Source organism: Chryseobacterium culicis (assembly GCF_900108365.1).
Lineage (GTDB): Bacteria > Bacteroidota > Bacteroidia > Flavobacteriales > Weeksellaceae > Chryseobacterium > Chryseobacterium culicis.
Genome location: NZ_FNWQ01000007.1, coordinates 166,396 through 187,389, shown reverse-complemented (window position 1 = coordinate 187,389; position 20,994 = coordinate 166,396). Strand labels below are relative to the sequence as shown.

Annotated in this window: 23 protein-coding genes; 17 read left to right on the top strand and 6 right to left on the bottom strand. The window is 38.0% G+C overall.

What is annotated here, in order from left to right; all coding sequences use genetic code 11:
* The first annotated feature begins 63 nt into the window (after nucleotides 1–63).
* The 4 genes from kbl to gldG all read left to right on the top strand — a co-directional run bounded on the left by kbl (nucleotide 64) and on the right by gldG (nucleotide 4,447).
* Nucleotides 64–1,260 carry a glycine C-acetyltransferase gene (gene kbl / locus BLW74_RS20280; protein ID WP_089696033.1) on the top strand — a complete coding sequence of 399 codons (1,197 nt, stop codon included), beginning with the start codon at nucleotides 64–66 and terminating at the stop codon, nucleotides 1,258–1,260.
* Nucleotides 1,261–1,431: 171 nt separating this feature from the next.
* Nucleotides 1,432–1,983 (top strand): CopD family protein, encoded by a 552-nt coding sequence (locus BLW74_RS20275; RefSeq protein ID WP_089696030.1) that lies wholly within the window; start codon nucleotides 1,432–1,434, stop codon nucleotides 1,981–1,983.
* Nucleotides 1,984–2,043: 60 nt separating this feature from the next.
* On the top strand, nucleotides 2,044–2,772 hold the full coding sequence (locus tag BLW74_RS20270) for an ABC transporter permease (RefSeq protein WP_089696027.1): 729 nt from the start codon (nucleotides 2,044–2,046) through the stop codon (nucleotides 2,770–2,772).
* Nucleotides 2,773–2,776: 4 nt separating this feature from the next.
* Nucleotides 2,777–4,447, top strand: a complete 1,671-nt coding sequence (gene gldG, locus BLW74_RS20265) for a gliding motility-associated ABC transporter substrate-binding protein GldG (protein ID WP_089696024.1) — start codon at nucleotides 2,777–2,779, stop codon at nucleotides 4,445–4,447.
* A 250-nt stretch (nucleotides 4,448–4,697) separates the two neighbouring features.
* On the opposite strand, the gene BLW74_RS20260 is transcribed toward gldG, so the two are convergent.
* Together BLW74_RS20260 and BLW74_RS20255 are read right to left on the bottom strand one after the other, a co-directional pair.
* Nucleotides 4,698–5,336 (bottom strand): hypothetical protein, encoded by a 639-nt coding sequence (locus tag BLW74_RS20260; protein ID WP_089696020.1) that lies wholly within the window; start codon nucleotides 5,334–5,336, stop codon nucleotides 4,698–4,700.
* 112 nt (nucleotides 5,337–5,448) lie between these two features.
* The gene (locus BLW74_RS20255) at nucleotides 5,449–5,877 is read right to left on the bottom strand and encodes a DUF4268 domain-containing protein (protein ID WP_089696018.1); all 429 of its coding nucleotides are present in this window, start codon (nucleotides 5,875–5,877) and stop codon (nucleotides 5,449–5,451) included.
* 150 nt (nucleotides 5,878–6,027) lie between these two features.
* On the opposite strand from BLW74_RS20255, the gene BLW74_RS20250 reads away from it, so the two are divergent.
* The 4 genes from BLW74_RS20250 (at nucleotide 6,028) to BLW74_RS20235 (ending at nucleotide 7,984) form a co-directional block, all read left to right on the top strand.
* Nucleotides 6,028–6,435 (top strand): RrF2 family transcriptional regulator, encoded by a 408-nt coding sequence (locus tag BLW74_RS20250; RefSeq protein WP_089696015.1) that lies wholly within the window; start codon nucleotides 6,028–6,030, stop codon nucleotides 6,433–6,435.
* Between the two features lie 89 nt (nucleotides 6,436–6,524).
* Nucleotides 6,525–6,716 carry a hypothetical protein gene (locus tag BLW74_RS20245; protein ID WP_089696011.1) on the top strand — a complete coding sequence of 64 codons (192 nt, stop codon included), beginning with the start codon at nucleotides 6,525–6,527 and terminating at the stop codon, nucleotides 6,714–6,716.
* Between the two features lies 1 nt (nucleotide 6,717).
* Entirely contained in the window at nucleotides 6,718–7,605 is an 888-nt protein-coding gene (locus tag BLW74_RS20240) for a sulfite exporter TauE/SafE family protein (RefSeq protein WP_089696008.1), read from the top strand.
* Between the two features lie 88 nt (nucleotides 7,606–7,693).
* Complete coding sequence (locus BLW74_RS20235) at nucleotides 7,694–7,984, top strand: putative quinol monooxygenase (protein ID WP_089696005.1); 291 nt, start codon at nucleotides 7,694–7,696, stop codon at nucleotides 7,982–7,984.
* A 133-nt stretch (nucleotides 7,985–8,117) separates the two neighbouring features.
* Here BLW74_RS20235 and BLW74_RS20230 read toward each other — a convergent pair whose 3' ends face one another.
* Both BLW74_RS20230 and BLW74_RS20225 read right to left on the bottom strand, forming a co-directional pair.
* Complete coding sequence (locus BLW74_RS20230) at nucleotides 8,118–9,410, bottom strand: T9SS type A sorting domain-containing protein (protein WP_089696002.1); 1,293 nt, start codon at nucleotides 9,408–9,410, stop codon at nucleotides 8,118–8,120.
* A 195-nt stretch (nucleotides 9,411–9,605) separates the two neighbouring features.
* On the bottom strand, nucleotides 9,606–10,412 hold the full coding sequence (locus BLW74_RS20225) for a T9SS-dependent choice-of-anchor J family protein (RefSeq protein WP_089695999.1): 807 nt from the start codon (nucleotides 10,410–10,412) through the stop codon (nucleotides 9,606–9,608).
* A 95-nt stretch (nucleotides 10,413–10,507) separates the two neighbouring features.
* On the opposite strand from BLW74_RS20225, the gene BLW74_RS20220 reads away from it, so the two are divergent.
* The 9 genes from BLW74_RS20220 (at nucleotide 10,508) to BLW74_RS20180 (ending at nucleotide 19,952) form a co-directional block, all read left to right on the top strand.
* The gene (locus BLW74_RS20220; RefSeq protein ID WP_089695996.1) at nucleotides 10,508–12,613 is read left to right on the top strand and encodes a TonB-dependent receptor plug domain-containing protein; all 2,106 of its coding nucleotides are present in this window, start codon (nucleotides 10,508–10,510) and stop codon (nucleotides 12,611–12,613) included.
* Between the two features lie 13 nt (nucleotides 12,614–12,626).
* Nucleotides 12,627–13,745, top strand: a complete 1,119-nt coding sequence (locus BLW74_RS20215; protein WP_089695993.1) for an HmuY family protein — start codon at nucleotides 12,627–12,629, stop codon at nucleotides 13,743–13,745.
* Between the two features lie 21 nt (nucleotides 13,746–13,766).
* On the top strand, nucleotides 13,767–14,645 hold the full coding sequence (locus BLW74_RS20210; protein ID WP_089695990.1) for a heme/hemin ABC transporter substrate-binding protein: 879 nt from the start codon (nucleotides 13,767–13,769) through the stop codon (nucleotides 14,643–14,645).
* A complete protein-coding gene (locus BLW74_RS20205; protein WP_089695985.1) occupies nucleotides 14,629–15,669 on the top strand; it encodes a FecCD family ABC transporter permease in 1,041 nt (346 codons plus the stop codon). Before BLW74_RS20210 ends, BLW74_RS20205 begins: the two co-directional genes overlap by 17 nt.
* Nucleotides 15,669–16,442, top strand: a complete 774-nt coding sequence (locus tag BLW74_RS20200; protein WP_089695982.1) for a heme ABC transporter ATP-binding protein — start codon at nucleotides 15,669–15,671, stop codon at nucleotides 16,440–16,442. The genes BLW74_RS20205 and BLW74_RS20200 overlap by 1 nt, the downstream gene beginning before the upstream one ends.
* Nucleotides 16,443–16,444: 2 nt before the next feature.
* A complete protein-coding gene (locus tag BLW74_RS20195) occupies nucleotides 16,445–17,095 on the top strand; it encodes a class I SAM-dependent methyltransferase (protein WP_089695979.1) in 651 nt (216 codons plus the stop codon).
* A 4-nt stretch (nucleotides 17,096–17,099) separates the two neighbouring features.
* The gene (locus tag BLW74_RS20190) at nucleotides 17,100–18,128 is read left to right on the top strand and encodes a hemin-degrading factor (RefSeq protein ID WP_089695976.1); all 1,029 of its coding nucleotides are present in this window, start codon (nucleotides 17,100–17,102) and stop codon (nucleotides 18,126–18,128) included.
* A 108-nt stretch (nucleotides 18,129–18,236) separates the two neighbouring features.
* Complete coding sequence (locus BLW74_RS20185; protein WP_089695972.1) at nucleotides 18,237–19,109, top strand: ChaN family lipoprotein; 873 nt, start codon at nucleotides 18,237–18,239, stop codon at nucleotides 19,107–19,109.
* 207 nt (nucleotides 19,110–19,316) lie between these two features.
* Entirely contained in the window at nucleotides 19,317–19,952 is a 636-nt protein-coding gene (locus BLW74_RS20180; protein ID WP_089695970.1) for a peptide deformylase, read from the top strand.
* 168 nt (nucleotides 19,953–20,120) lie between these two features.
* On the opposite strand, the gene BLW74_RS20175 is transcribed toward BLW74_RS20180, so the two are convergent.
* The gene (locus BLW74_RS20175) at nucleotides 20,121–20,546 is read right to left on the bottom strand and encodes an organic hydroperoxide resistance protein (RefSeq protein WP_089695967.1); all 426 of its coding nucleotides are present in this window, start codon (nucleotides 20,544–20,546) and stop codon (nucleotides 20,121–20,123) included.
* Nucleotides 20,543–20,980 (bottom strand): MarR family winged helix-turn-helix transcriptional regulator, encoded by a 438-nt coding sequence (locus tag BLW74_RS20170; protein ID WP_089695964.1) that lies wholly within the window; start codon nucleotides 20,978–20,980, stop codon nucleotides 20,543–20,545. Before BLW74_RS20170 ends, BLW74_RS20175 begins: the two co-directional genes overlap by 4 nt.
* Nucleotides 20,981–20,994 lie beyond the last annotated feature (14 nt).

Genomic DNA, 20,994 nt, shown 5'->3' with positions numbered 1-20,994 from the left:
GGATAAAAGATTTTATTTTACTGCCTTTTTAGTAAATTAGCACATCTAAAAAATTACCAAAAAATGATCTCTGAAAAATACCTTCAACATTTACAGAACGAACTTCAGAATATTGAGAATGACGGACTTTACAAAAGAGAAAGAATCATCACCTCTCAGCAAAGTGCAGAAATTGAGGCCAATGGAAAAAAGCTTTTGAACTTCTGCGCAAACAATTATCTGGGATTATCAAACAATCCTGAAGTAATGAAAGCTTCTCAGGATATGATTCAGTCTCATGGTTACGGGATGTCATCTGTACGTTTCATCTGTGGAACACAGGATATTCATAAAGATCTGGAGAAAAAAATCGCTGATTTCTTGGGTCTTGAAGATACTATTCTTTATGCTGCTGCATTTGATGCGAATGGAGGTGTTTTTGAACCTTTGTTTACAGAAGAAGATGCTATTATTTCAGATGAATTAAACCACGCTTCAATTATTGATGGTGTTCGTTTGTGTAAAGCAGCGAGATACAGATATAAAAACAATAATATGGCTGATCTGGAAGCTCAATTGATTGCTGCTTCTGAAAAAAATCACCGTTTTAAAATCATCGTTACAGATGGAGTATTTTCAATGGACGGTATCGTGGCAGACTTAAAAGGAGTTTGTGACCTTGCCGATAAATATGATGCTTTGGTAATGGTAGATGATTCTCACGCCACAGGTTTCATCGGGAAAACTGGTCGTGGAACTCACGAAGCCAATGATGTAATGGGTAGAGTAGATATCATCACTTCTACTTTAGGAAAAGCTTTAGGTGGAGCTTTAGGAGGATTTACTTCCGGTAAGAAAGAGATCATTGATATGCTGAGACAGCGTTCAAGACCTTATTTATTCTCTAACTCTCTGGCACCTGGAATTGTAGGAGCCGCTTTGAAAGTATTGGATATGATTTCTGATGATACATCCCTTCGTGATAAAGTAATGGAAAATGCAGAATATTTCAGAACGGAAATGAAAGCGAAAGGCTTTGATATTCCTGAAGGAGATGCTGCTATTGTTCCGGTAATGCTTTACGATGCACCGCTTTCTCAGAAAATGGCTGAAAAGCTTATGGATGAAGGAATTTACGTTATCGGATTCTTCTATCCTGTAGTGCCTAAAGGAAAAGCAAGAATCAGAGTACAGCTATCTGCGGCTCACACAAGAGAACATCTGGATAAAGCCATTGCTGCTTTTGAAAAAGTTGGTAAAGAATTAGGAGTGATCTCTTAATTATTGAATTGGTTACAACAATGAAAATATAATGTTCGGCTCGGGCAGCTTTGCTGCCCCGAGCCGAACTATTTTTTAGATAAACCTATTTTACTTATAATTTCCTGATCAAAAGAAATTTATTTTTAACAATTATATAATAAGCTTATCTTTGCTGTTAATTTTTTCTGAATGCTTTATACAATAATCAAAGCGCTGCACATTATTTTTATGGTAAGCTATTTTGCGGGAATTTTTTATCTCGTGAGAATTTTTGTTTACTATAAGGATACCGATGAATTTCAAGAAGAAAAGAAGAAAATTCTGAGAGAGCAGTACACTTTTATGGCCAGAAGACTGTGGAATATTATCACCGTTCCGGCAGGGGTAATCATGACGGTTTGCGGATTGGTCATGATCCTTCTGAATCCGGGGCTGATGAAAATGGCGTGGTTTCATCTGAAACTCACCTTTCTTATCGGGCTAGCTGTTTATCATTACTGGTGCTGGAAAAAAGTCCTTCATTTAAAAGTACTGAACGGCAGTACACTGCCCATTGCCAATATCAAACTGAGACAGGCTAATGAAATTGCAACTTTCATTCTGTTTCTGGTGGTATTTACGGTCATCTTAAAATCTATGGTGATCGAATACTGGTGGCAATTAATTGCAGGATTTTTCGTTCTTGTATTTCTGATTATGATGACAGTGAAACTGGTTAACAAAAATAAAAAAAACAAATAATTGTGGAGTAGGAGCTGTGTCCCTGATACATTCATCCTTTTTACATCTTACAAAAAAACTATGATTGCAATTTTAAAGAAAGAACTTTGGAGTTACTTTGGAAACTGGAGTGCATGGGTGATCATTGCTGCTTTCAATCTGATCGCAACCCTTTTCCTGTTCTTTTTCGACAATGATTCTAATATTTTTGAGATCGGAATGGCATCGCTTCAGAGCTATTTCGTATTGGTTCCATGGCTGCTGATGTTTATCATTCCTGCACTTTCCATGAAAACTTTTGCGGAAGAGCAGCAGACCGGAACTTTGAACTGGCTGTTTTCTCAGCCTTTAAAAGTTTCTGAACTGGTAGCTGGAAAATTCCTTTCTGTCTGGATTGTTGGTATTTTATGCCTTATTCCTTCGTTAATTTACCTTTATACAGTGTATGTACTGGGAGTTCCTGCAGGGAATATTGATCTCGGAATGACTTTCGGAAGCTATTTTGGACTGATTCTATTGATAGCTGCATTTTCTGCAGTAGGAATTTTAGCTTCTTCATTGTCACAAAATCAGATTATGGCCTATCTGCTAGGCGTTTTCATGTGCTTTATTATGTATTTTGGAATCGAGCAGCTGGCAAGTTATAAACTATTGGGAGGTGCCGATTTTATTCTTCAGAATATCGGCTTTTATCAGCATTTCCTGGGCTTTACAAGAGGGCTTATTGATTTTAAGGATGTAGCCTATTTCGTTCTTGTTATTGGCGCTTCATTAGTATTGTCTAATCATTTTATTAACAAAAAGAAGTAGAATTATGAAGAAGTTCAATGCTAAATCCCCACTGGGAATATTCTTAATTGTAATTGTTCCTTTGGTTATTATCCTGGCGTATTCGGGAATCAGATTAGACTTAACGAAAGAAAAAAGATATACACTTTCCGATAATACCATCAAAGTTCTGGAGTCTGTGAAAAAGCCTCTCACTGTTGAAGTATATCTGGAAGGAGATTTCCCTGCGAGTTTCAAGCAGCTGCAAAGCGAAACGAAATTTATGCTGGAAGAATTCAGAAAAATTAATCCGAAGATTGATTTTAAATTCATAGATCCCATCAAAACAAAAATGTCTCAGGATACCCTGATGGCGATGGGTATGCAGCCTTCTATTCTTCCGGATGTAAAAGACGGAAAAATCTCACAGATCACTCTTTTCCCGTATGCTGTAATCAAACATGGAAGTAATGGCGTCTCTATACCACTAGTAGTGCAGCAGGCCGGGATTGATGCTGATCAGCAGCTGACAAGATCTATTGAAGGATTGGAGTATAACCTGGTTTCCAATATCAAGAATATAGCCGCCGCAAAAAGAAAGAAAATCGGAATTCTGGTAAATCATGATGAACTGAACCCGGATGAATTCCAGGGATTTGTACAGCTGGCTATGGAAAATTATGATGCGGGACCTATTATTCCTAAAAATCAGACTGAACTTTCCGTAGAAGATGTTCCCCTGTTAAAGCAAATGAGCGCCCTGGTGATTGCAAAACCAAGAAAAGCATTTACGGATACCGAAAAAGTAATTCTTGATCAGTACATCATGAATGGAGGGAAAACGCTTTGGATGATTGATGCGGTAAATGCTGAAATGGATACTTTAACAAGGTCCAAAAAAGTAATGCCTTTCCCGGTAGATATTAATATGACAGATTTCTTCTTCAATTATGGAGTGAGAATTAATCCTGCATTGGTAAAAGATGTTAAAAAGTTTGCCTTACTAAGGCTGGTAACCGGTGAAGTAGGCGGAAATCCTCAGTATACAAGCCTACCTTGGCCGTATTATCCGCTTGGAATTGCTGAAGATAATAATCCGGTCACCAAAAATATCAATCCTGTAAAATTTGAATTCCCAACCTCCATTGATACCCTGGGGGGAAGAAAGAATATCAAAACAAAAGTTCTTTTTGAATCCAGCGAAAGAACATTATTGAAACAGGTTCCGAACTATGTGGATCTGAAAGAAATTGCGAGTGTAGACAGCCTTGGACAAATGGAAAAGCCAAGCACACCAAAGATCTTCGCTGTAGCGCTGGAAGGGAAATTTAACTCAGCATATGCATCAAGAATTGAAAGAAAATCTTACCCGGGATTCAAAGCATCAAGCCCGGAAAATAAAATGATCATTATTGCTGATGGAGATGTGGGAAGAAACAAAGTAATCAAAGGCAAGCCGCTGCCGTTAGGAGTAGATCTGTTAACGAACGAGCAGTTTGGAAACGAACAATTCCTTCGCAATGCGTTGGATTATCTGCTGGATGACAGCAACCTGATGGAGCTCAGAAACAGAAACATTGAAGAAAGACTGCTGGACAGACAACGAATTACTGAAGAGAAATCCACATGGCAATGGCTGAATTTACTGCTTCCGCTTGCAATTATCGGTCTTATAGGAGGATTATTCTTCTGGTTAAGAAAAAAGAAATTTGGATAAAATATCAAACTCCCGGAAGAGCAGTCTTCCGGGAGTTTTTTATCCCATGTTTTATTCAATCTGATACTCATCTCTTTTGTTATTCGATGCTGTTTATCAGAACAAAAAAAGAAACCCGAAGGTTTCTTTATCTATTGTAACTTAAATGTCAATTGTTTTTTGATTGTTGCTCATTCAATCATTTTTTTATGTGCAAAAAATCGAGTTATTCCATGGATTAATAGTAAGATTGATGGGTATAGACTAAAGATTATTGTTGAAGGGCTTCTTTGGGAAGTAATGCGGCTGTTCTGTAATAGCTGATATCAGAAGCGATCTTGGCCTGGAGGTCCGGGAAAGTATCATAATCATAATGGGACCAGTTTTCTTCATGTTCAGGATCTGAAGTTTTGTCTACAGCCAGCTCCAGTTTTCCGTCTTCCTGGTAGCTGCATTCTAAGGCTGCGTATTTTTCACCGTTTTCGTCGTGGGTATACCAGCACTTTATGGTTCTTTCAAGCTGCGGCTCATGGGTTTCGTTGTCTATAACCTGTGAACAGATGAAGTTTTCAGGATCGTCTGTTTTGAAAACCGTCTTGGAAATTAAGGGGAGCTCATCTACAGACAGGGAATACAGCTTATTGGTGGAGATAATGAAATGGTCGGTAATTTCTTTTTTTTCAATATCAAAAAAATCTGACTTTTCTCTGAGATAATCTACTACCTGCGCCTCATCTTCACCGTCACTTAGATAATAATTGATGTTGTAAACACTGTCTTCGTTGATGAATTCAATTTCCTTCAGGAAATCAGAACCTTCCTCATAATAATACAGATGATATTCGTCTAGCTTCACAGCATTACTTTTGGAGATAACTTCCCCAAAAATGTTTTTGTATACTTTTCTCATTTTTAATCATGTTAGTTTAGTTTCATCTATTAGTTCAAGTGGTGCGGCAAAGATAAGTTTTCTTTTTTTATCTTAAAACTAAGCATGAAATTGTATTTATTTTGTAAGTATATTAAATATCCTTTATAAAATCTTCATATTCATAGTAAAACCTCTCGAAACCATCCATTTTGTCCACAAAGAACTCGAAAATCTCCTGCCAGGTATTTTTATTAAAGATGGAAACGCCATGCTTCTCGATCCATATTCTGCTGATAATCTTGCCGTTTTCTAAAGCGAAATGTTCTTCTTTGTGAAAATCTCCAATGAATTCTTTTAAAATATCTTCCAGTGACCAGATCTTTTCGTAGTAGGCATTACGGAAAATTTCGTCTTTCATCTCGATATCCAGAGATACTTCTGCTTTTTTATTGTCTGCAGAAAATTTAAATGCCATGTCCTTGATTTTGGTGTCATAGAGAATCCATTTGCGGGGAAACGATTTTCCAAAAGAAGTCCAAAATTCTTTTTTTAATTGCTGTGCCTCTTGTTTACTGAACATATGGCAAACATAATGATTTAATGGGAGAAAGACAACGTATCATGCGGAAAACCGTAAAATTACGGATACGAAAACTGTCCTTTTCATGCTTTTATAACAGTCTGTTTTGTACTTTTTCAAATATTAAACAATTTTCTTATTTTTGCTGTAATGCTTTCAAAAAAATCTCAATATGCTTTTAAGGCGCTTTCATATCTTGTTGAAAAAAGAAATGATGGCCCTATTCTTATTTCTGAAATTGCGGAACACAAAAAGATTCCCTTAAAGTTTTTGGAAAATATCCTGCTTGAACTGAAAAAAGCGGACATTCTTGACAGTAAAAAAGGAAAGGGCGGCGGATACTTTTTTAAAGAAAACCCTGAAAATGTGAAGCTGGCCAAAATTATTCGCCTTGTCAATGGCCCCATTGCTATGCTTCCCTGTGTAAGTCTGAATTTCTATGAAAAATGTGAAGACTGCAATGAAGACCACTGCGGACTTCATGATGTTCTGATAGAAGTTCGGGATGCATCACTGAACATTCTGGAAAGTAAAACTTTAATGGATCTGGTCGACTGACCCGGTCCTTTTTTTTGAATTAATAGTCTACTTATTTTGTAGAATAAATATTTTTATCAGATATTTGCACTACTTCAAATGAATAAAGTATGATTTCAAAAGAAGAAGCCAACCAGTTACAAAAGCTTATAACCCCTGCAGCCATAGCACGTCCGGATGCTGCATTTATGTTATGTGAAGAAAATATCACAAACAGTTCCAGGAAAGAAAAACTGCTTGCCATTTTTTTTGTTATACAAGCTGCTGCTAATGGAGTAAAATGGACTAAAAAGATTCTGTAATATGGTAATTTCAAGAAAAATTCAGATACGGCTTAATGTCCTTTTCGTGACAGCCGCTGTGATATCCATTGCTGTCTTATCAATGTACGAATTAGGATATCTGGATGAGCTGCTTACGGTTTTAGCAAAAGATCATTATATTTTTTACTGGATGCTTCTGGTAGGTGTTTTTGCAGAAATTGTCGCCGGATCTATGGGAATGGGATATGGGGTTATCTGTACCACAACCCTGATGCTTCTGAATATTCCGCCGCATATTGTAAGCGCAAGTATACATTCTGCAGAAAGTTTCACCACAGCAGCGGGAAGCCTCAGCCACATCAAACTGAAGAATGTAAGCAAAAGCCTGGTGAAAAAACTGGCAATTCCAGCTGTAATCGGGGCAATAATAGGCGCTGTATCTCTTACTTATCTGGGAGAATATTATGCAAAAATCACCAAAACATTAATTGCTTTTTATACGTTATACCTCGGAATTCAGATTCTTTCCAATGCTTTTAAAGAAAAGCAAAATAAAGCCTTGAAAAGAAAAACCAACCTGACAAGACTGGGAGTTATAGGAGGTTTTATAGACTCTTTTGCCGGTGGGGGATGGGGGCCGCTGGTTACAGGAACACTCATAAAAAATGCTTTTACACCAAGATTTGCCGTAGGAAGTTCTACGGTAGCGAAGTTTATTCTTACCATTACGGCTGCTGTTACTTTTTTCTTTACCCTGGGAATTCAGCACTGGAATATCATTCTCGGGCTTTTAATAGGGGGAATCATTACTGCTCCTTTTTCAGCTATGCTTACCGCCAGGCTTCCGGTGAAGAAAATGTTTGTGATTATCGGGACCTTGGTGATTGTGATGAGTGCCATAACTATTTATAAATCAGTTTTTACGTAGAAATTATACCCGGTGTTGAAAAATAAAGGGTAGAAATATATATTTGGTTTTGAAAATATTTTACTTTTACATCACTAAATATTAGAACATGAATTTACATATCATTGCACTTTTTAAGTTTAATGAAAACTATCTGATGGATGCTGTAGAGCTTTTTCAGAACCTTGTGAAAGAAACCAGAAAAGAAGAAGGCTGCCTGCAGTATGATCTTATCGAGGATAAAGATAATAAAGGAACTTTCTTCCTGATCGAGCTTTGGGAAAGTGTGGAACACCACAACAGACATAACGGTCAGGATCATCTTCTGGATTTCCGTAAAGATGCTTCCAGAATCATGGAAAGCTCAGCAGAGGTTTACAAAGGATTTAAAATATATTAGTTTATTTAAAGATTTAAAAGATTTAAAATTGTTATACAGTTTTATCTTTTCATTTTAAAGGATAAAAGGCGGTTCCAAGAGTTTGAAACCGCCTTTTTATTAGAAAAAATAGAAAGTATTACAATAAAAGTTTTTATTTTACGATAAGCTTTTTCGTTTCTGAATGCCCGCCGTAAGTAATTTTTACAAGGTAATTTCCTGAAGTAAGGGTAGAAAGGTTCAGATCCTGCCTGTAGAATCCTGCCTGATTGGTCAGTTCTTCAGCATATACCTTTTTACCAGTCAGATCATAAACTTCCACACTTCCCTTGTTCCCCGCTTTTTCCTTAACATCAAAAAGAACAGTCACTTTTTTATCTGCTGTTGCAGGGTTCGGATAAATACCGAAAGAAGCTTTTTTCCCTACCTCAGTAACGCCCAGTGTTTCCGTGATCTTTTTGTATTTGAAATACATATTTCCTGTAGTTGCACCTCCGTTGGTAGTAAAGTACATTCTGTAATAATCATTTCCTTTTTTAACGTAGTATACAACATCATTTTTTACAGTTCCGATACCCTTCCATGAGTGTCCTACTGTAGTGATAGCTGATGAGAAGCTTGTGGCTGCAGGGATTGCAGAAGCTGCCGTTTCCTGAGTTTCGGGCTGTACCATTGCTACTTTTATTGTAGGACTTTGGATGGCTCCTGAAAGCGGATACATCTGTACACCCATGTAGAATGTGTAATATTTGGTAAATACAAAATCCCATGCAGTTCTGGATGGTTCCAGACCGGGAACTTTTGCACCTGTATCAAATGAGAAATAATTGAAATAAGAATCATCTGTTCCGTTAGCGATTGTTCTTGTTTCTGTAGCTCCCCATGCAGTACCGTTCCATTTTGAATACCTGAATGTATACCCCGCAAAAGCATCCTCAATGGCAAACTTAATGTAAGTTCCTGAAGCATATTTTAAAACAAAAATAGCTTTACCCTGGATATGATGGTTCACAGGATTGTAAACTCCCCAACCTGTTGAAGGAATATTGGGATTAGGGGACGTTACAGGTCCCTGTTCAAAAGCACCCTGGCTCCAGTCAGTTGTCTGATCCGGGTTGTAAAGCGGAGCTCCCCAAGAAGATTCATTACTGATACTGATATTATCCCAGTCTGCTAAGTTTGTAGAAGCAGTATATACTTCAATATCTTTTGCGTCATTTATTCTTGATCCGAAGGCAAAGTTTGAGTTTCTGTAAAAAGCGATATCCCAGCTATTGGCAGGCTGAGAAACCATATTACCATCTGCAAGGTTAACAAACACGCGGTTCTGGTATCCGCTTCCCATCGTCATATTTACCTGCGAGTATCCCATTGCATCAGTTTGTGCCAAAATAGTCTGCTGAACAGAAAGTGCCAATACTGAAGCCCAAAGTAATTTTATTTTCATAACCTATTTTTTAAATCCTTATTTAGAATGATTCCACAAAAGTATATAATTATTTTTAATCAGTCTAAATAAAAACATGATTTTTATCGTGTTTTTGTTTTTAAGGAGGATAAAGGAGGATCAATCTGGACATGAAAAAAGCCTGCAGGATTCTTCGTGCAGGCTTTATAAGGGTCAATAATAGTCTGGTAAACCTTATTTTTTGATGAATTTTGACTGGATAAGCTTTCCTTCTGCAGTTTCTACATTCATATAATAGACACCCGTCTGGAGTGTGCTGATATCAAATCTTTGTCCGTTCAGTTTCCCTTCTGCTGCCTTTTGTCCTGTAGCAGAGTAGATCTCAATATTCTTAGGATCTTTTTTTACAATAAATTCTAATGCAGACTGATCAGAATTTAAAGCAAATCTGAAATTTTCCGTTGATTTATGGCTGTCTGAAACGCCCAGGGAAGCAGTGGTGCTGTACACTACATTATCTACCTGAATCGCCACGTGGGTAGCGGTTGGTGTAAATTTGAATACAAGATATGATCCTGTAGAAGCCGGAATGTTTACACTGATATTCTGAACCGTACCAATAGTTGTTACGTTAACAGGGTTGCCAACAGGTACAAATGTTGACATATCCGCGGGATTGGATGCTACACCGATCTGGATGCTTCCGGGACCAGGCGAAGGAGAAACCAGCGTTGTATCAAAAGTCAATGTTTTATTTCCTGCAGGGGTTTCTATTTGCGGGGAGATAAGATAAGATGTTCCTGTAGCATTGTTTCCGGCATACGATTGTATAAATCTATTAGAATCTCCTGCAACAATCATTCTTGGCGGCACTGGAGGGAATTCTCCTGTTATCGGAGCTACTATGGCAGACCATCCGAATTGAGGGAAAGTAGTATTTCCAACTGTGAAATTATTAAAATTTTCATTGATGTTAGCTACCTGAGCATTGGCGCTGAAAGCCGTACACACAAGAGCTCCTAAAAGTAATTTTAATTTCATGAGATTATTTTTATTTAGAATTATTCCACAAAAATATACATTTATTTTTAATGAGTCTAAATAAAGTTTTATATTTGTCGAAAATTTGTACCCTTATGAAGAAGAAAGTGCTGTCCGTTCTATCATTATCCATGGCTTTATGGATGAATGCACAGGAAAAGGATTCTCTTAATCTAAAGAAAATTGAAGAAGTTGTTATTACAGGACAGTACATGCAGCAGTCCATCAACAAATCTATCTATAAGGTTGACGTTATTGATGCCGAGCAGATTAAAAATATGGCCGCTACGAATGTTGCCGAAGTTTTAAATCAAAGTCTTAACATACAGATTACACCAGATACCCGCTCCGGGAACTCCACAGCCAATATTATGGGGCTTAACGGGGATTATGTGAAGATTCTTATTGATAATATTCCGGTGGTAGGAGATACAGGATTAGGAAGTAATATTGACCTTACAAAAATTACGCTAAGCAATATAGAGAGAATTGAAATTGTAAAAGGGAGTATGGGGGTTGAGTACGGAAATGGTGCAGTGGCAGGGGTAATCAATATCATTACAAAGAAAACCAATACAAAAAAGATCAGTGTAAGAGGTTCATTGCAGGAAGAAACGGTAAGAGACCAGTATGATCTTAAGAAAAGAGGAAACGGAAGACATATTCAGAACCTGAATGTAGACTATAATATCAGCAATGAGTGGTTTGCAAGTATCAATTTCAACCATAACCAGTTTATGGGATATGAAGGGGAGAGCAAAGGTTACAAATACTTCGGACAGGATAACCAGAGAGGGTATGAATGGAATCCGAAAGACCAGTATGATGCTTCTGCATTAGTAAGGTATACAAAAAATAAAACCACATTCTTTTATAAACTGTCTTATCTGAATGAAAAATTTAACTTCTATAATCCGGAAGTAAGCAGAAATCCCCTTAACGACGGATTGGGAGGCGTAGCTTACGAAAGCAGGGACAGACAATACAATACAGACCGCTGGATTCATCAGTTTAATATGCAGACCAGCCTGGGGCATATCCGCTATATGGGAGACTTCTCCTATCAGAATCAGGATAGAAAATTCTTCGACTACAATTATGATATTCCAAACAGAACTGTGAAAAGCAGACAGGAAGAACGATCTTATTATAAAACAGATGTTATCTATTCCAGAGGTATGTTCAGTAATTTCCTCGATAGTAAAATATTTGATTTTCAGTTAGGATATGAGTTAGATTATACCAATGGATATGCTGCACTTATTGCCGGTGACTTCTTTGGAGAAGCGGTAAAAAGAAAAATATTTACCTATTCCAATTTCCTTTCTGCAGAATGGAATGTTTCAGATAAATTCTCTTTAAGGCCAGGAGTTAGACTTTCTTTGAGCGAGAATTTTAATAATCAGTACAATTACTCTTTATCTGCAAGATATAAAACTTCTGAGAATTCAAACCTGAGAGCTGTAGTAGGATCAGCAAACCGTTTTCCTAAGTATGACGAGCTGTATACCTATTTTGTGAATCTTAACCATGACGTACAGGGAAATCCTGATTTAAATCCTGAAAAAGGATTCTCGGCCGGACTTTTCTGGAATCAGAATTTTGCCGTAGACAATGGCTGGAAAATCGCGTACGGGATAGATGCATTATATCTGGATGTGCGCGACAGGATTGAAATGGTGATGGTAAAAGAGCCGTCCACCTACAAATACATGAATATTAATAACTATAAGAACCTTTTATTTTCAGCAAATGTAGATTTCAAAAAAGATCAGTTCGCTTTATCCTTAAGAGGATCTGTCAACGGTACATCTGTATCTATGAATGATCTAAAATCTTCATCGCCTACAGATTTCCAGTATTTGGTGCAGGCAGGAGCTTCAGCAACTTACCAACTGAAAAGTACCGCTACCAACTTTGCCCTTTATTATAAATTCACAGGTCCGGACAGACTGTACGTATCAGACGGAGCCAATGATTTCCGACTCGGGAAAATAGACAGTTTTCATATGATGGATTTCATTGTGAGCCAGCCTTTCTGGAACAGACATTTTGAAATCTCTGCCGGAGTGAAAAATATATTTGATGTAACAAGGCTCAATTCTACTGCTACTGCAGGTACTGCTCATAACGCAGCTAACGGTTTTGTTAATTTATATTATGGCAGAAGTTATTTTGCCCGATTAATGTTTCAATTTTAAATAATAAGTTACTATGATGAAGTATTTAAAAATATTTTCTGTTCTTTCTGTTATGATGGCCGCACAGTCTTGTCTTTCTGCAGACGAAGATCCGGTTCCGGTTCCTCCCATGACAGGATCTGAAGTGAATGCCAAAATAGGAGGTCCTACAGAGCCTAACCAGGTGTGGATTGATCTGAGCGACTATACCAATCCGGCCATTAATAAAAGAACAGATTGGGATCTTGGCTTCTATACAGGAGATGAATACAGGGTAATTATGAATGGATCCATAGCGATGACCGTTATTAAAATTCCTAATGCCTCCGATATCAGTACGGTAAAAGAATCTGACGTTGCCAGCTTGAAAGATATCGCCCAGGTAGGAACTTTTGATGCCGCCAACATGAAATATGTGGACAATCCAAATGGAAATTTTCTTACTCAGACTTCCGGGATTGATGCTGTAAAAGAAAATGATGCGGATAACCCTGTCTATCTGATCAATCTTGGAAGGGAAATTCCTTCCGCCAGCAATATCGGAACAGGTTCTGTCTCTTTATCAGGCGATGCAAGAGGATGGAAAAAAATTCAGATCCTCAGAGCTCAGAACGGATATAAAATCCGATATGCCGACCTAAATGCTACAGGAGCCAATATCAAAGAATATATCATTACCAAAGATTCGGAATACAACTTCTCATTCTTCAACCTGAAAATGGGAACACCGGTAAAGATTCAGCCCAAGAAAAAGAAATGGGATCTTGCATTCACTACATTTACCAATGAAGTATTCATGGGACCTACAACCAGTGCAGGAAGCTATTTCTATGCAGATTTTATTACCACCAATACATTAAATGGAGTAGGTGCCTATCAGGTAACAGTTACCGGAAGTCTGGAACAGGCTTACACTGCATTTAAACTGAAAGATGTAGAGCCGGCTAAATTTGTTTTTAATGATCAGAGAGCCATTGGTGATAAGTGGAGAACTACTACCGGTACGGCAGCTAATCCTGTTCCTTTTGTATATGCAGACCGTTTTTTTGTATTGAAAGATGCAGAAGGTTTTTACTTTAAGCTGAGGTTTAATAAAATGAAAGACGACAACGGAAACCGTGGGTACACCAATTTTGAATTCGAGCCTTTATAAATAATCAAATAATAGTATATCATGAAAAAATTCATCCTTGCAGCTTCTGTACTTGTAGCAGTATATTCCTGCAAAAAAGCAGAGGGAACAGCAAAAGAAAATACTACAGAAGCCACTTCTGAAGCACCAAAATCCAATAATAAAATAGTAACATTAAACGGCGGAATTACTGAAATTGTAGCTGCGCTGGGCCACGAAAAAGAAATCGTAGCAACAGATGTTACCAGTACCTATCCTGCCTCTTTAAAAGCTACAGCTAAAGATCTGGGTCACATGAGATCCATGACTATCGAGCCGATCATGGCTGTAAATCCAACCTTGATTCTTGCATCTGATAAAGATATCAACCCTGAATTAATGGGAAAAATCAAATCATCAGGAATTCAGACTGAAGTTTTCAAACAGGAGTACACCGTTGACGGAACCAAAAAACTGATCGAACAGGTTGCAAAAGCGATCGGAAATACAGACTATCAAAAACTGAATGATAAAATTGACGCTGATCTGAAACAGGTACAGCCCATTGCTAAAAAACCAAAAGTATTGTTCATTTACGCGAGAGGAAACATGCTGATGGTAAGCGGTAAAAACACTCCAATGGCTTCATTGATTACCCTTGCAGGAGGTGAAAATGCAGTCACTGATTTTGAAGATTTCAAACCTTTGACACCGGAAGCAGTGGTAAAGGCTAATCCTGATGTACTATTCTTCTTCGAAACGGGGCTTCAGGGAGCAGGAGGAAACGAAGGAGCCCTTAAAATGCCGGGAGTATCTCAGACCAATGCCGGTAAGAACAAAAAGATTATCGCAATGGACGGAGGTTTAGTATCAGGTTTCGGACCAAGACTAGGAGAAGCAGCAGTAGGATTAAACAAACTTTTAATTGAAAGCACAAAGTAAACTTTACTTTTATCTTATTACAAGTGCAGTACTGCTTGTCATTATAGCAGTACTGTCACTTCAGACAGGAGTCTATGATTTCGGTGAAAAATCTCCGTTCATGGCACTGTGGCAATTGATAAAAGGGGATTCAGGCTTATCACTCAGTGATAAATATGTGATCTGGGACGTAAGAGCAGCCAGAATCATCATGGCCATCTTAATAGGAAGTATGTTGTCCGTTTCAGGAACCAGTCTTCAGGGACTTTTCAAGAATCCGCTGGCAACAGGAGATTTAATAGGACTTACATCAGGAGCAACATTGCTGGCAGCCATTGCGATTGTTTTAGGAGGACATTTCAAAGAATATCTTCCTGAAGCCGTACAGTTTTCACTGGTAGGAATAGCGGCTTTTATCGGTTCTTTTTTATCCATGATGCTGGTATACAGAATTTCAACAAGCGGAGGGAAAACAAATGTAGTCATGATGCTTCTTACCGGAGTTGCCATAACGGCCATAGGCTTTTCTATCACCGGATTTCTGATCTATATCTCAAAAGATGAGCAGCTCAGAGATCTTACTTTCTGGAATTTGGGAAGTCTGGCAGCAGCCACATGGACAAAGAATATCATTCTGGCTGTCGTCATGATCATTGCTTATATTGTTTTACTTCCTAAAGGAAAAGCCTTAAATGCAATGATGCTGGGAGAAAAAGATGCATACCATCTGGGAATCAATGTGGAAAGACTGAAAAAGCAGATCATCATCATCGTAGCGTTAATGGTAGGAAGCTGTGTGGCATTCTCAGGAACCATTGGATTTGTAGGACTTATTGTACCTTATATTCTAAGACTTTTGTTCAAATCCAATTATGCTTTTATTTTACCCCTGTCAGCTGTTTGCGGAAGTATTTTGTTACTGACGGCAGATACCTTCAGCAGAAGTATTGTAGCCCCTTCAGAACTGCCCATTGGCATTTTAACAGCCTTAATGGGAGGCCCTATTTTTATCGCTATTTTGGTTAAATTTAAAAAATCACTGTAATGATCAAGGCACACCAGATCAATTATAAACATAAAGAATTCCGGATTCTGGACGGGGTAGATGTCTCTCTGGAATATGGTGAATTTCTGGCCATTGTAGGACCCAACGGAGCAGGGAAGTCAAGCCTTCTCAGCGTATTGGCAGATGAGGTGAAGTCCGGCCCTAACAAAGTCTTGTTTAAAAATAAACCGATCAGAGAATGGAATATCAGGGAGCTCTCCAAACATAAGGCAAAGTTCTCACAGCATAACAGCAACGATATTCCGCTTGAGGTGAAAGACGTAATCATGATGGGTAGGTATCCCTATTTCGATGCCCAGCCGGGAAAAGAAGATCTGGAAGCCCTGAATAATATGATGTATGAAACCGATATTTTTCATTTGAAGGAGAGAGAATATAATACCCTTTCCGGAGGAGAAAAACAGCGTGTACACCTTTCAAGAGTAATGGCGCAGCTTGAAAATGATATCGTTCATAAACTGGTTTTTCTGGACGAACCTTTGAACAATTTAGATATAAAACATCAGTATAAAGCACTGGAAATCATTAAGAATTTCACGAAAAAAGCGAACAGTGCCATTGTTGTTTTGCATGATCTGAACCTTGCTGCACAATTTGCAGATAAGATTTTATTAATGAAATCAGGACAGGTTTCCGCCTATGGAACCCCACAGGAAGTTTTTACGGCAGAAAATATAAGCAATGCCTATAATTTTCCCTGTACCATCTGCGAACACCCTATAACCAATAACCCAATGATCATTTTTGGATAACCATGGAAAAAGAAGAACTCAAAATCCTCGCTCAGAATCTTGCCAATCCTCAGGGTGAAAAAGGCATCGAGATTGGTGAAATGATGAATGCCACGAACATCAGCATGACGTTAGAAAGTATCAAAACACTCGTGATAGAAGATGATCAGCAAATCCTTGAGATAGGACACGGAAATGCCGCACACCTCAAAAGCATCATGAGTCTCGCTAAAAACCTCAGGTACACAGGAATTGATATTTCCGAAACCATGCACAATGAAGCCAAAAGGCTCAATAAAGAATTTGAAAGCGAGGCAGATTTTGTTCTGTATGAGGGTAAAAAGCTCCCTTTTCGGGATAGATCTTTTGATAAAATATTTACCGTAAACACAGTTTATTTCTGGGAAAATCCGGTTGAATTTTTAAATGAGATCTACAGGGTTTTAAAAGATGACGGAACATTCGTTCTCACCTTCGGACAAAGAGAATTTATGGAAAAGCTGCCGTTTACGGAATATGACTTCACCTTGTACAGCAACGGCGAAATGGAAGAGCTGATCTCCAGAAGCCACTTTAAAAGAATGAAAACTTCAGAGAAAGAAGAAGAAATAAAAAGCAAAACAGGAAACGAAACAATACGAAGAATTTATACAATTTTAACCATAAAAAAGTAAAGTAATGAGCACATTAGTTAATGATTTAAAGGAAAAATGGGAAGCTCTGAAAGCAGAAAATCCACATATCAGAATAAGAAATGCAGCAGCACAGTTAGAAGTAAGTGAAGCTGAGTTACTGGCAACAAGCATCGGAGAAGGAGTTACTGTCCTGAAGCCGGATTTTAAGGAAATTCTTACAGAAGCAGAACAGTTGGGAAAAGTAATGGCGCTTACCCGTAATGATGAATGTGTTCATGAAAGAAAAGGAACGTATCTGAACGGAGATTTCAGCAGCCCTCATGCACAGCTTTTTGTGGGAGAAGATATTGATCTCAGAATTTTCCTTAACCACTGGAAATTTGCTTTTGCAGTGCTGGAAGGAGACAAGAAAAGCCTTCAGTTTTTCGGAAAAGACGGCTTGGCACTTCACAAGATTTATGTAACAAAAGACAGCAATGAAGCCGCTTTTGATGCTATTGTAGAAAAATACAGAGCTGAAGATCAGAACCAGACATTGGTTTTTGAAGCAGTAGCGCCAAAACAGGCTGAAAAAGCAGATTCAGATATTGATGTGGAAGGTTTCAAAAAAGCCTGGACAGAATTGAAAGATACTCATGATTTCTTCATGATGACCAGAAAATACGGCGTAAGCAGAACTCAGGCATTAAGACTGGCTCCGGAAGGCTTTGCTAAGAAAATTGATAATGCTAAAGTAGTGAATATCCTTGAAGATGCATCTGAAAAAAATACACCAATTATGGTTTTTGTTGGAAACAGAGGAATTATCCAGATCCACACAGGAAATGTGAAGAAAACACTTTGGCACCAGCAGTGGTTCAACATAATGGATCCTGATTTCAACTTACACCTTGATGTAACGAAAATTGCAGAAGCTTGGATCGTTAAAAAACCAACTGAAGACGGAGAAGTAACGGCTATCGAAGTATTCAACAGTGAAGGAGATTTCATTGTTCAGTTCTTCGGAAAAAGAAAACCGGGAATTCCTGAACTTCAGGAGTGGAAGGACCTGGTAGCAGCATTAGAGCAATAATAATTAGATGATTTGAATGAGACCGTTTTGTTTGTAAAATTCAAAGCGGTCTTTTTTATTGCATGCGATCTGAATATTTGTGTAATTTGTGATTAAATATAAAATAGAATGAAAAATATTTTCATAGCGATACTGCTTGCCGGCTTCTGCGTATTGAAAGCGCAGGATTTTAAGGCGTATCAGTTTTATGATAAAAAAGGAAAAGAAGTAAAGACAGATAAGCTGGTCAAAGAACTGGCTGCCTATGATGTGGTGTTTTTTGGCGAAAATCATAACAGCTCTATCAATCACTGGCTTCAGCTTAAAATTACAGAAGCTTTGTTTGCTAAAAAGAATGGCCAGGTCATGTTGGGGGCAGAAATGTTTGAAAGAGACAATCAGGCTCAGCTGGATCAATATTTAAACGGAAAATTTGATGCTAAAACACTGAAAGATTCAGCCCGTTTATGGAATAATTATGCAACAGATTATAAACCTTTGGTAGATTTTGCTAAAGATAAAAAGCTCAGTTTTATTGCCACGAATATCCCAAGAAGATATGCCTCCCAAACCGCAAAAGAAGGTCTCGAATCTTTAAATAAATTAAGCGAAAAAGAGAAAACATACATCGCTCAGCTGCCAATCAAAGTAACTTTAGACACTCCGGGATATCCGGAAATGAAAAAGATGATGGGTGACCATGCCGAAGGTACAAAAGTGATGAATTTCATCTCCGCTCAGGCTACAAAAGATGCAACAATGGCAGAATCTATCCTGAAAAATTATCAGGCCGGAAAAACCTTCATCCATTATAACGGAAACTATCACAGCAAAGAATTTGGTGGAATCTATTGGTACATCAAACAGAAAAATCCTAATCTTAAAATGGCAGTAATCTCCGTTTTTGAATCAGATGATCCTGAACTGAAAGTTCCTGCCAAAGATTATATCCCTACAGACTTTAATCTGATTATTCCCTCGGATATGACGAAGACTTTTTAATCTTATAAAAGTGTGATTCTGACCAATGAAGAATCTCACTGTTAAATTATTGTGAGATTCTTTACTACATTATATTCAATAGGGTCGGGCTTTAGCCCGACTATTTTTAATTAAAATATTCATTGGCTTTAGCCAAAACTTAAAATTCCACGGTAAACAAATTATTTTTACTCCACAATATTTACCTTTGTATCACATTCAAAAAACATGAAGAAATTATCCGTCCTCCTGATCTTTTTTATCGGACTGTTAAATGCACAGAAACTCACTTCCAATGAGCTTTCCATCATCAATCAGGGAGATATAAACACCGCTTTACCGATTTACCAGACTACCGATTCGAATCAGCATAAAACATTGCTGAGCATTTCTTCAGAAGCAGATCCTCTTGACCCCAATACAGCTGTACTGGTAAAAAGAATGAAAGAATCTCTTCTTTCAACTGATGGCGGAGTAGGCATTGCAGCACCTCAGGTGGGTATCAACAGAAAAATCATCTGGGTACAGCGTTTCGATAAAGAAGGCACTCCACTGGAATACTTTATCAATCCGGTTATTGTTTGGCGTTCCGATTTGCAGAATCTTGGTCCTGAAGGCGATTTGTCTATTCCTGAATTCAGAGATCAGTTTTACAGAAGCAAAGTCATTCAGCTGGAATATGTTGATCTGAAAGGGCAAAGGTATTCAGAAATCGTTGAGGGTTTCACGGCGGTTATTTTTCAGCATGAAATTGACCATCTTTTCGGAATTCTGATTTCCGATAAAAAAGAAAAAGAGAAAAACGATTCTTACAGAAAAGTAGATGCCTATCAGAAAAGTGATGTAATGAAAGACAGAAGGTAATTAATAGGAAGGATGAGGGAAAATTCTTACATTATCTGCATGAAAATATCCTCAATTATCTGTGCTCATCTGCGAAATCTGTCGTTAAATCATATAATGAAAAAATTAAAAGGAGCTGTTTCCACGGAAACAGCTCCTTTCGTTATAACTATGCTTAAAAAAATTGGATTAATCGTTGTTGGTTACTGAAAGTTTCACCTCCATATTATTTCTGGTAGCATTAGAGTAAGGGCAGATCTGGTGTGCCTTTTCTGTTAAAGCCTGAGCTTCTTCAAGAGAAACTCCGGGAATATTGACATCCAGTTCAGCGGCAAGTCCGAAACCTCCGTTTTCAATTTGTCCGATGCTCACCTGTGCGGTTACTGTTGTTTCTCCGGTCTTCACTTTGGAGAGACTGATTACTCTGTTCAAAGCACTATCGAAACATGCAGAATATCCTGCTGCAAAAAGCATCTCCGGATTGGCAAAATCATCGTTGGCCCCTCCTAATGCTTTTGGCATTCTTACATCAAGTTCCAAAACTCCGTTTTCACTTTTTACATGTCCGTTTCTGCCCCCCTGGGCCGTTACTTTGGTAGTGTACAATGTTTTCATTTGTGTTCTATTTTGTTTAATATTTTTAATACGGTATCTTTAAGATGCAGCAGCTCTTCCGGTTGTATTCCCAGTCTTTCCTGAATTTTTCCCGGAATTTCACAAGCTTTCTGCTGAAGCTCTTTTCCTGCTTCGTCTAAAAAAACTTCAACCACTCTTTCGTCCTCTTTTTTTCTTTTTCTGATGATAAATCCTTTAGACTCCAGTCTTTTAAGAAGAGGGGTCAAAGTACCACTGTCCAGAAACAGTTTTTCTCCAATATGGGTTACTGTAAGTCCGTCGCCGTCCCATAATATCATCATTACAAGATACTGCGGATAGGTAATGCCCAGCTCATCAAGGAAAGGACGGTAAAGCCCTGTAATTTCCTTGGCAATTACATAGAGTGGGAAGCAGATCTGGTTTTCAAGTTTGGGTGTTTTCGGATTTTCCATAATGTTTGAGTACG

What these genes read in the sequence shown, in the direction of transcription:
- BLW74_RS20275 (WP_089696030.1), top strand. Translation starts at nt 1,432, where the DNA reads ATGCTTTATACAATAATCAAAGCGCTGCACATTATTTTTATGGTAAGC.
- BLW74_RS20220 (WP_089695996.1), top strand. Translation starts at nt 10,508, where the DNA reads ATGAAGAAGAAAGTGCTGTCCGTTCTATCATTATCCATGGCTTTATGG.
- BLW74_RS20260 (WP_089696020.1), bottom strand. Translation starts at nt 5,336, where the DNA reads ATGAGAAAAGTATACAAAAACATTTTTGGGGAAGTTATCTCCAAAAGT.
- BLW74_RS20195 (WP_089695979.1), top strand. Translation starts at nt 16,445, where the DNA reads ATGGAAAAAGAAGAACTCAAAATCCTCGCTCAGAATCTTGCCAATCCT.
- BLW74_RS20225 (WP_089695999.1), bottom strand. Translation starts at nt 10,412, where the DNA reads ATGAAATTAAAATTACTTTTAGGAGCTCTTGTGTGTACGGCTTTCAGC.
- BLW74_RS20215 (WP_089695993.1), top strand. Translation starts at nt 12,627, where the DNA reads ATGATGAAGTATTTAAAAATATTTTCTGTTCTTTCTGTTATGATGGCC.
- BLW74_RS20175 (WP_089695967.1), bottom strand. Translation starts at nt 20,546, where the DNA reads ATGAAAACATTGTACACTACCAAAGTAACGGCCCAGGGGGGCAGAAAC.
- BLW74_RS20250 (WP_089696015.1), top strand. Translation starts at nt 6,028, where the DNA reads ATGCTTTCAAAAAAATCTCAATATGCTTTTAAGGCGCTTTCATATCTT.
- gldG (WP_089696024.1), top strand. Translation starts at nt 2,777, where the DNA reads ATGAAGAAGTTCAATGCTAAATCCCCACTGGGAATATTCTTAATTGTA.
- BLW74_RS20180 (WP_089695970.1), top strand. Translation starts at nt 19,317, where the DNA reads ATGAAGAAATTATCCGTCCTCCTGATCTTTTTTATCGGACTGTTAAAT.
- BLW74_RS20255 (WP_089696018.1), bottom strand. Translation starts at nt 5,877, where the DNA reads ATGTTCAGTAAACAAGAGGCACAGCAATTAAAAAAAGAATTTTGGACT.
- BLW74_RS20190 (WP_089695976.1), top strand. Translation starts at nt 17,100, where the DNA reads ATGAGCACATTAGTTAATGATTTAAAGGAAAAATGGGAAGCTCTGAAA.
- BLW74_RS20200 (WP_089695982.1), top strand. Translation starts at nt 15,669, where the DNA reads ATGATCAAGGCACACCAGATCAATTATAAACATAAAGAATTCCGGATT.
- BLW74_RS20170 (WP_089695964.1), bottom strand. Translation starts at nt 20,980, where the DNA reads ATGGAAAATCCGAAAACACCCAAACTTGAAAACCAGATCTGCTTCCCA.
- BLW74_RS20185 (WP_089695972.1), top strand. Translation starts at nt 18,237, where the DNA reads ATGAAAAATATTTTCATAGCGATACTGCTTGCCGGCTTCTGCGTATTG.
- BLW74_RS20270 (WP_089696027.1), top strand. Translation starts at nt 2,044, where the DNA reads ATGATTGCAATTTTAAAGAAAGAACTTTGGAGTTACTTTGGAAACTGG.
- BLW74_RS20240 (WP_089696008.1), top strand. Translation starts at nt 6,718, where the DNA reads ATGGTAATTTCAAGAAAAATTCAGATACGGCTTAATGTCCTTTTCGTG.
- kbl (WP_089696033.1), top strand. Translation starts at nt 64, where the DNA reads ATGATCTCTGAAAAATACCTTCAACATTTACAGAACGAACTTCAGAAT.
- BLW74_RS20245 (WP_089696011.1), top strand. Translation starts at nt 6,525, where the DNA reads ATGATTTCAAAAGAAGAAGCCAACCAGTTACAAAAGCTTATAACCCCT.
- BLW74_RS20230 (WP_089696002.1), bottom strand. Translation starts at nt 9,410, where the DNA reads ATGAAAATAAAATTACTTTGGGCTTCAGTATTGGCACTTTCTGTTCAG.
- BLW74_RS20210 (WP_089695990.1), top strand. Translation starts at nt 13,767, where the DNA reads ATGAAAAAATTCATCCTTGCAGCTTCTGTACTTGTAGCAGTATATTCC.
- BLW74_RS20235 (WP_089696005.1), top strand. Translation starts at nt 7,694, where the DNA reads ATGAATTTACATATCATTGCACTTTTTAAGTTTAATGAAAACTATCTG.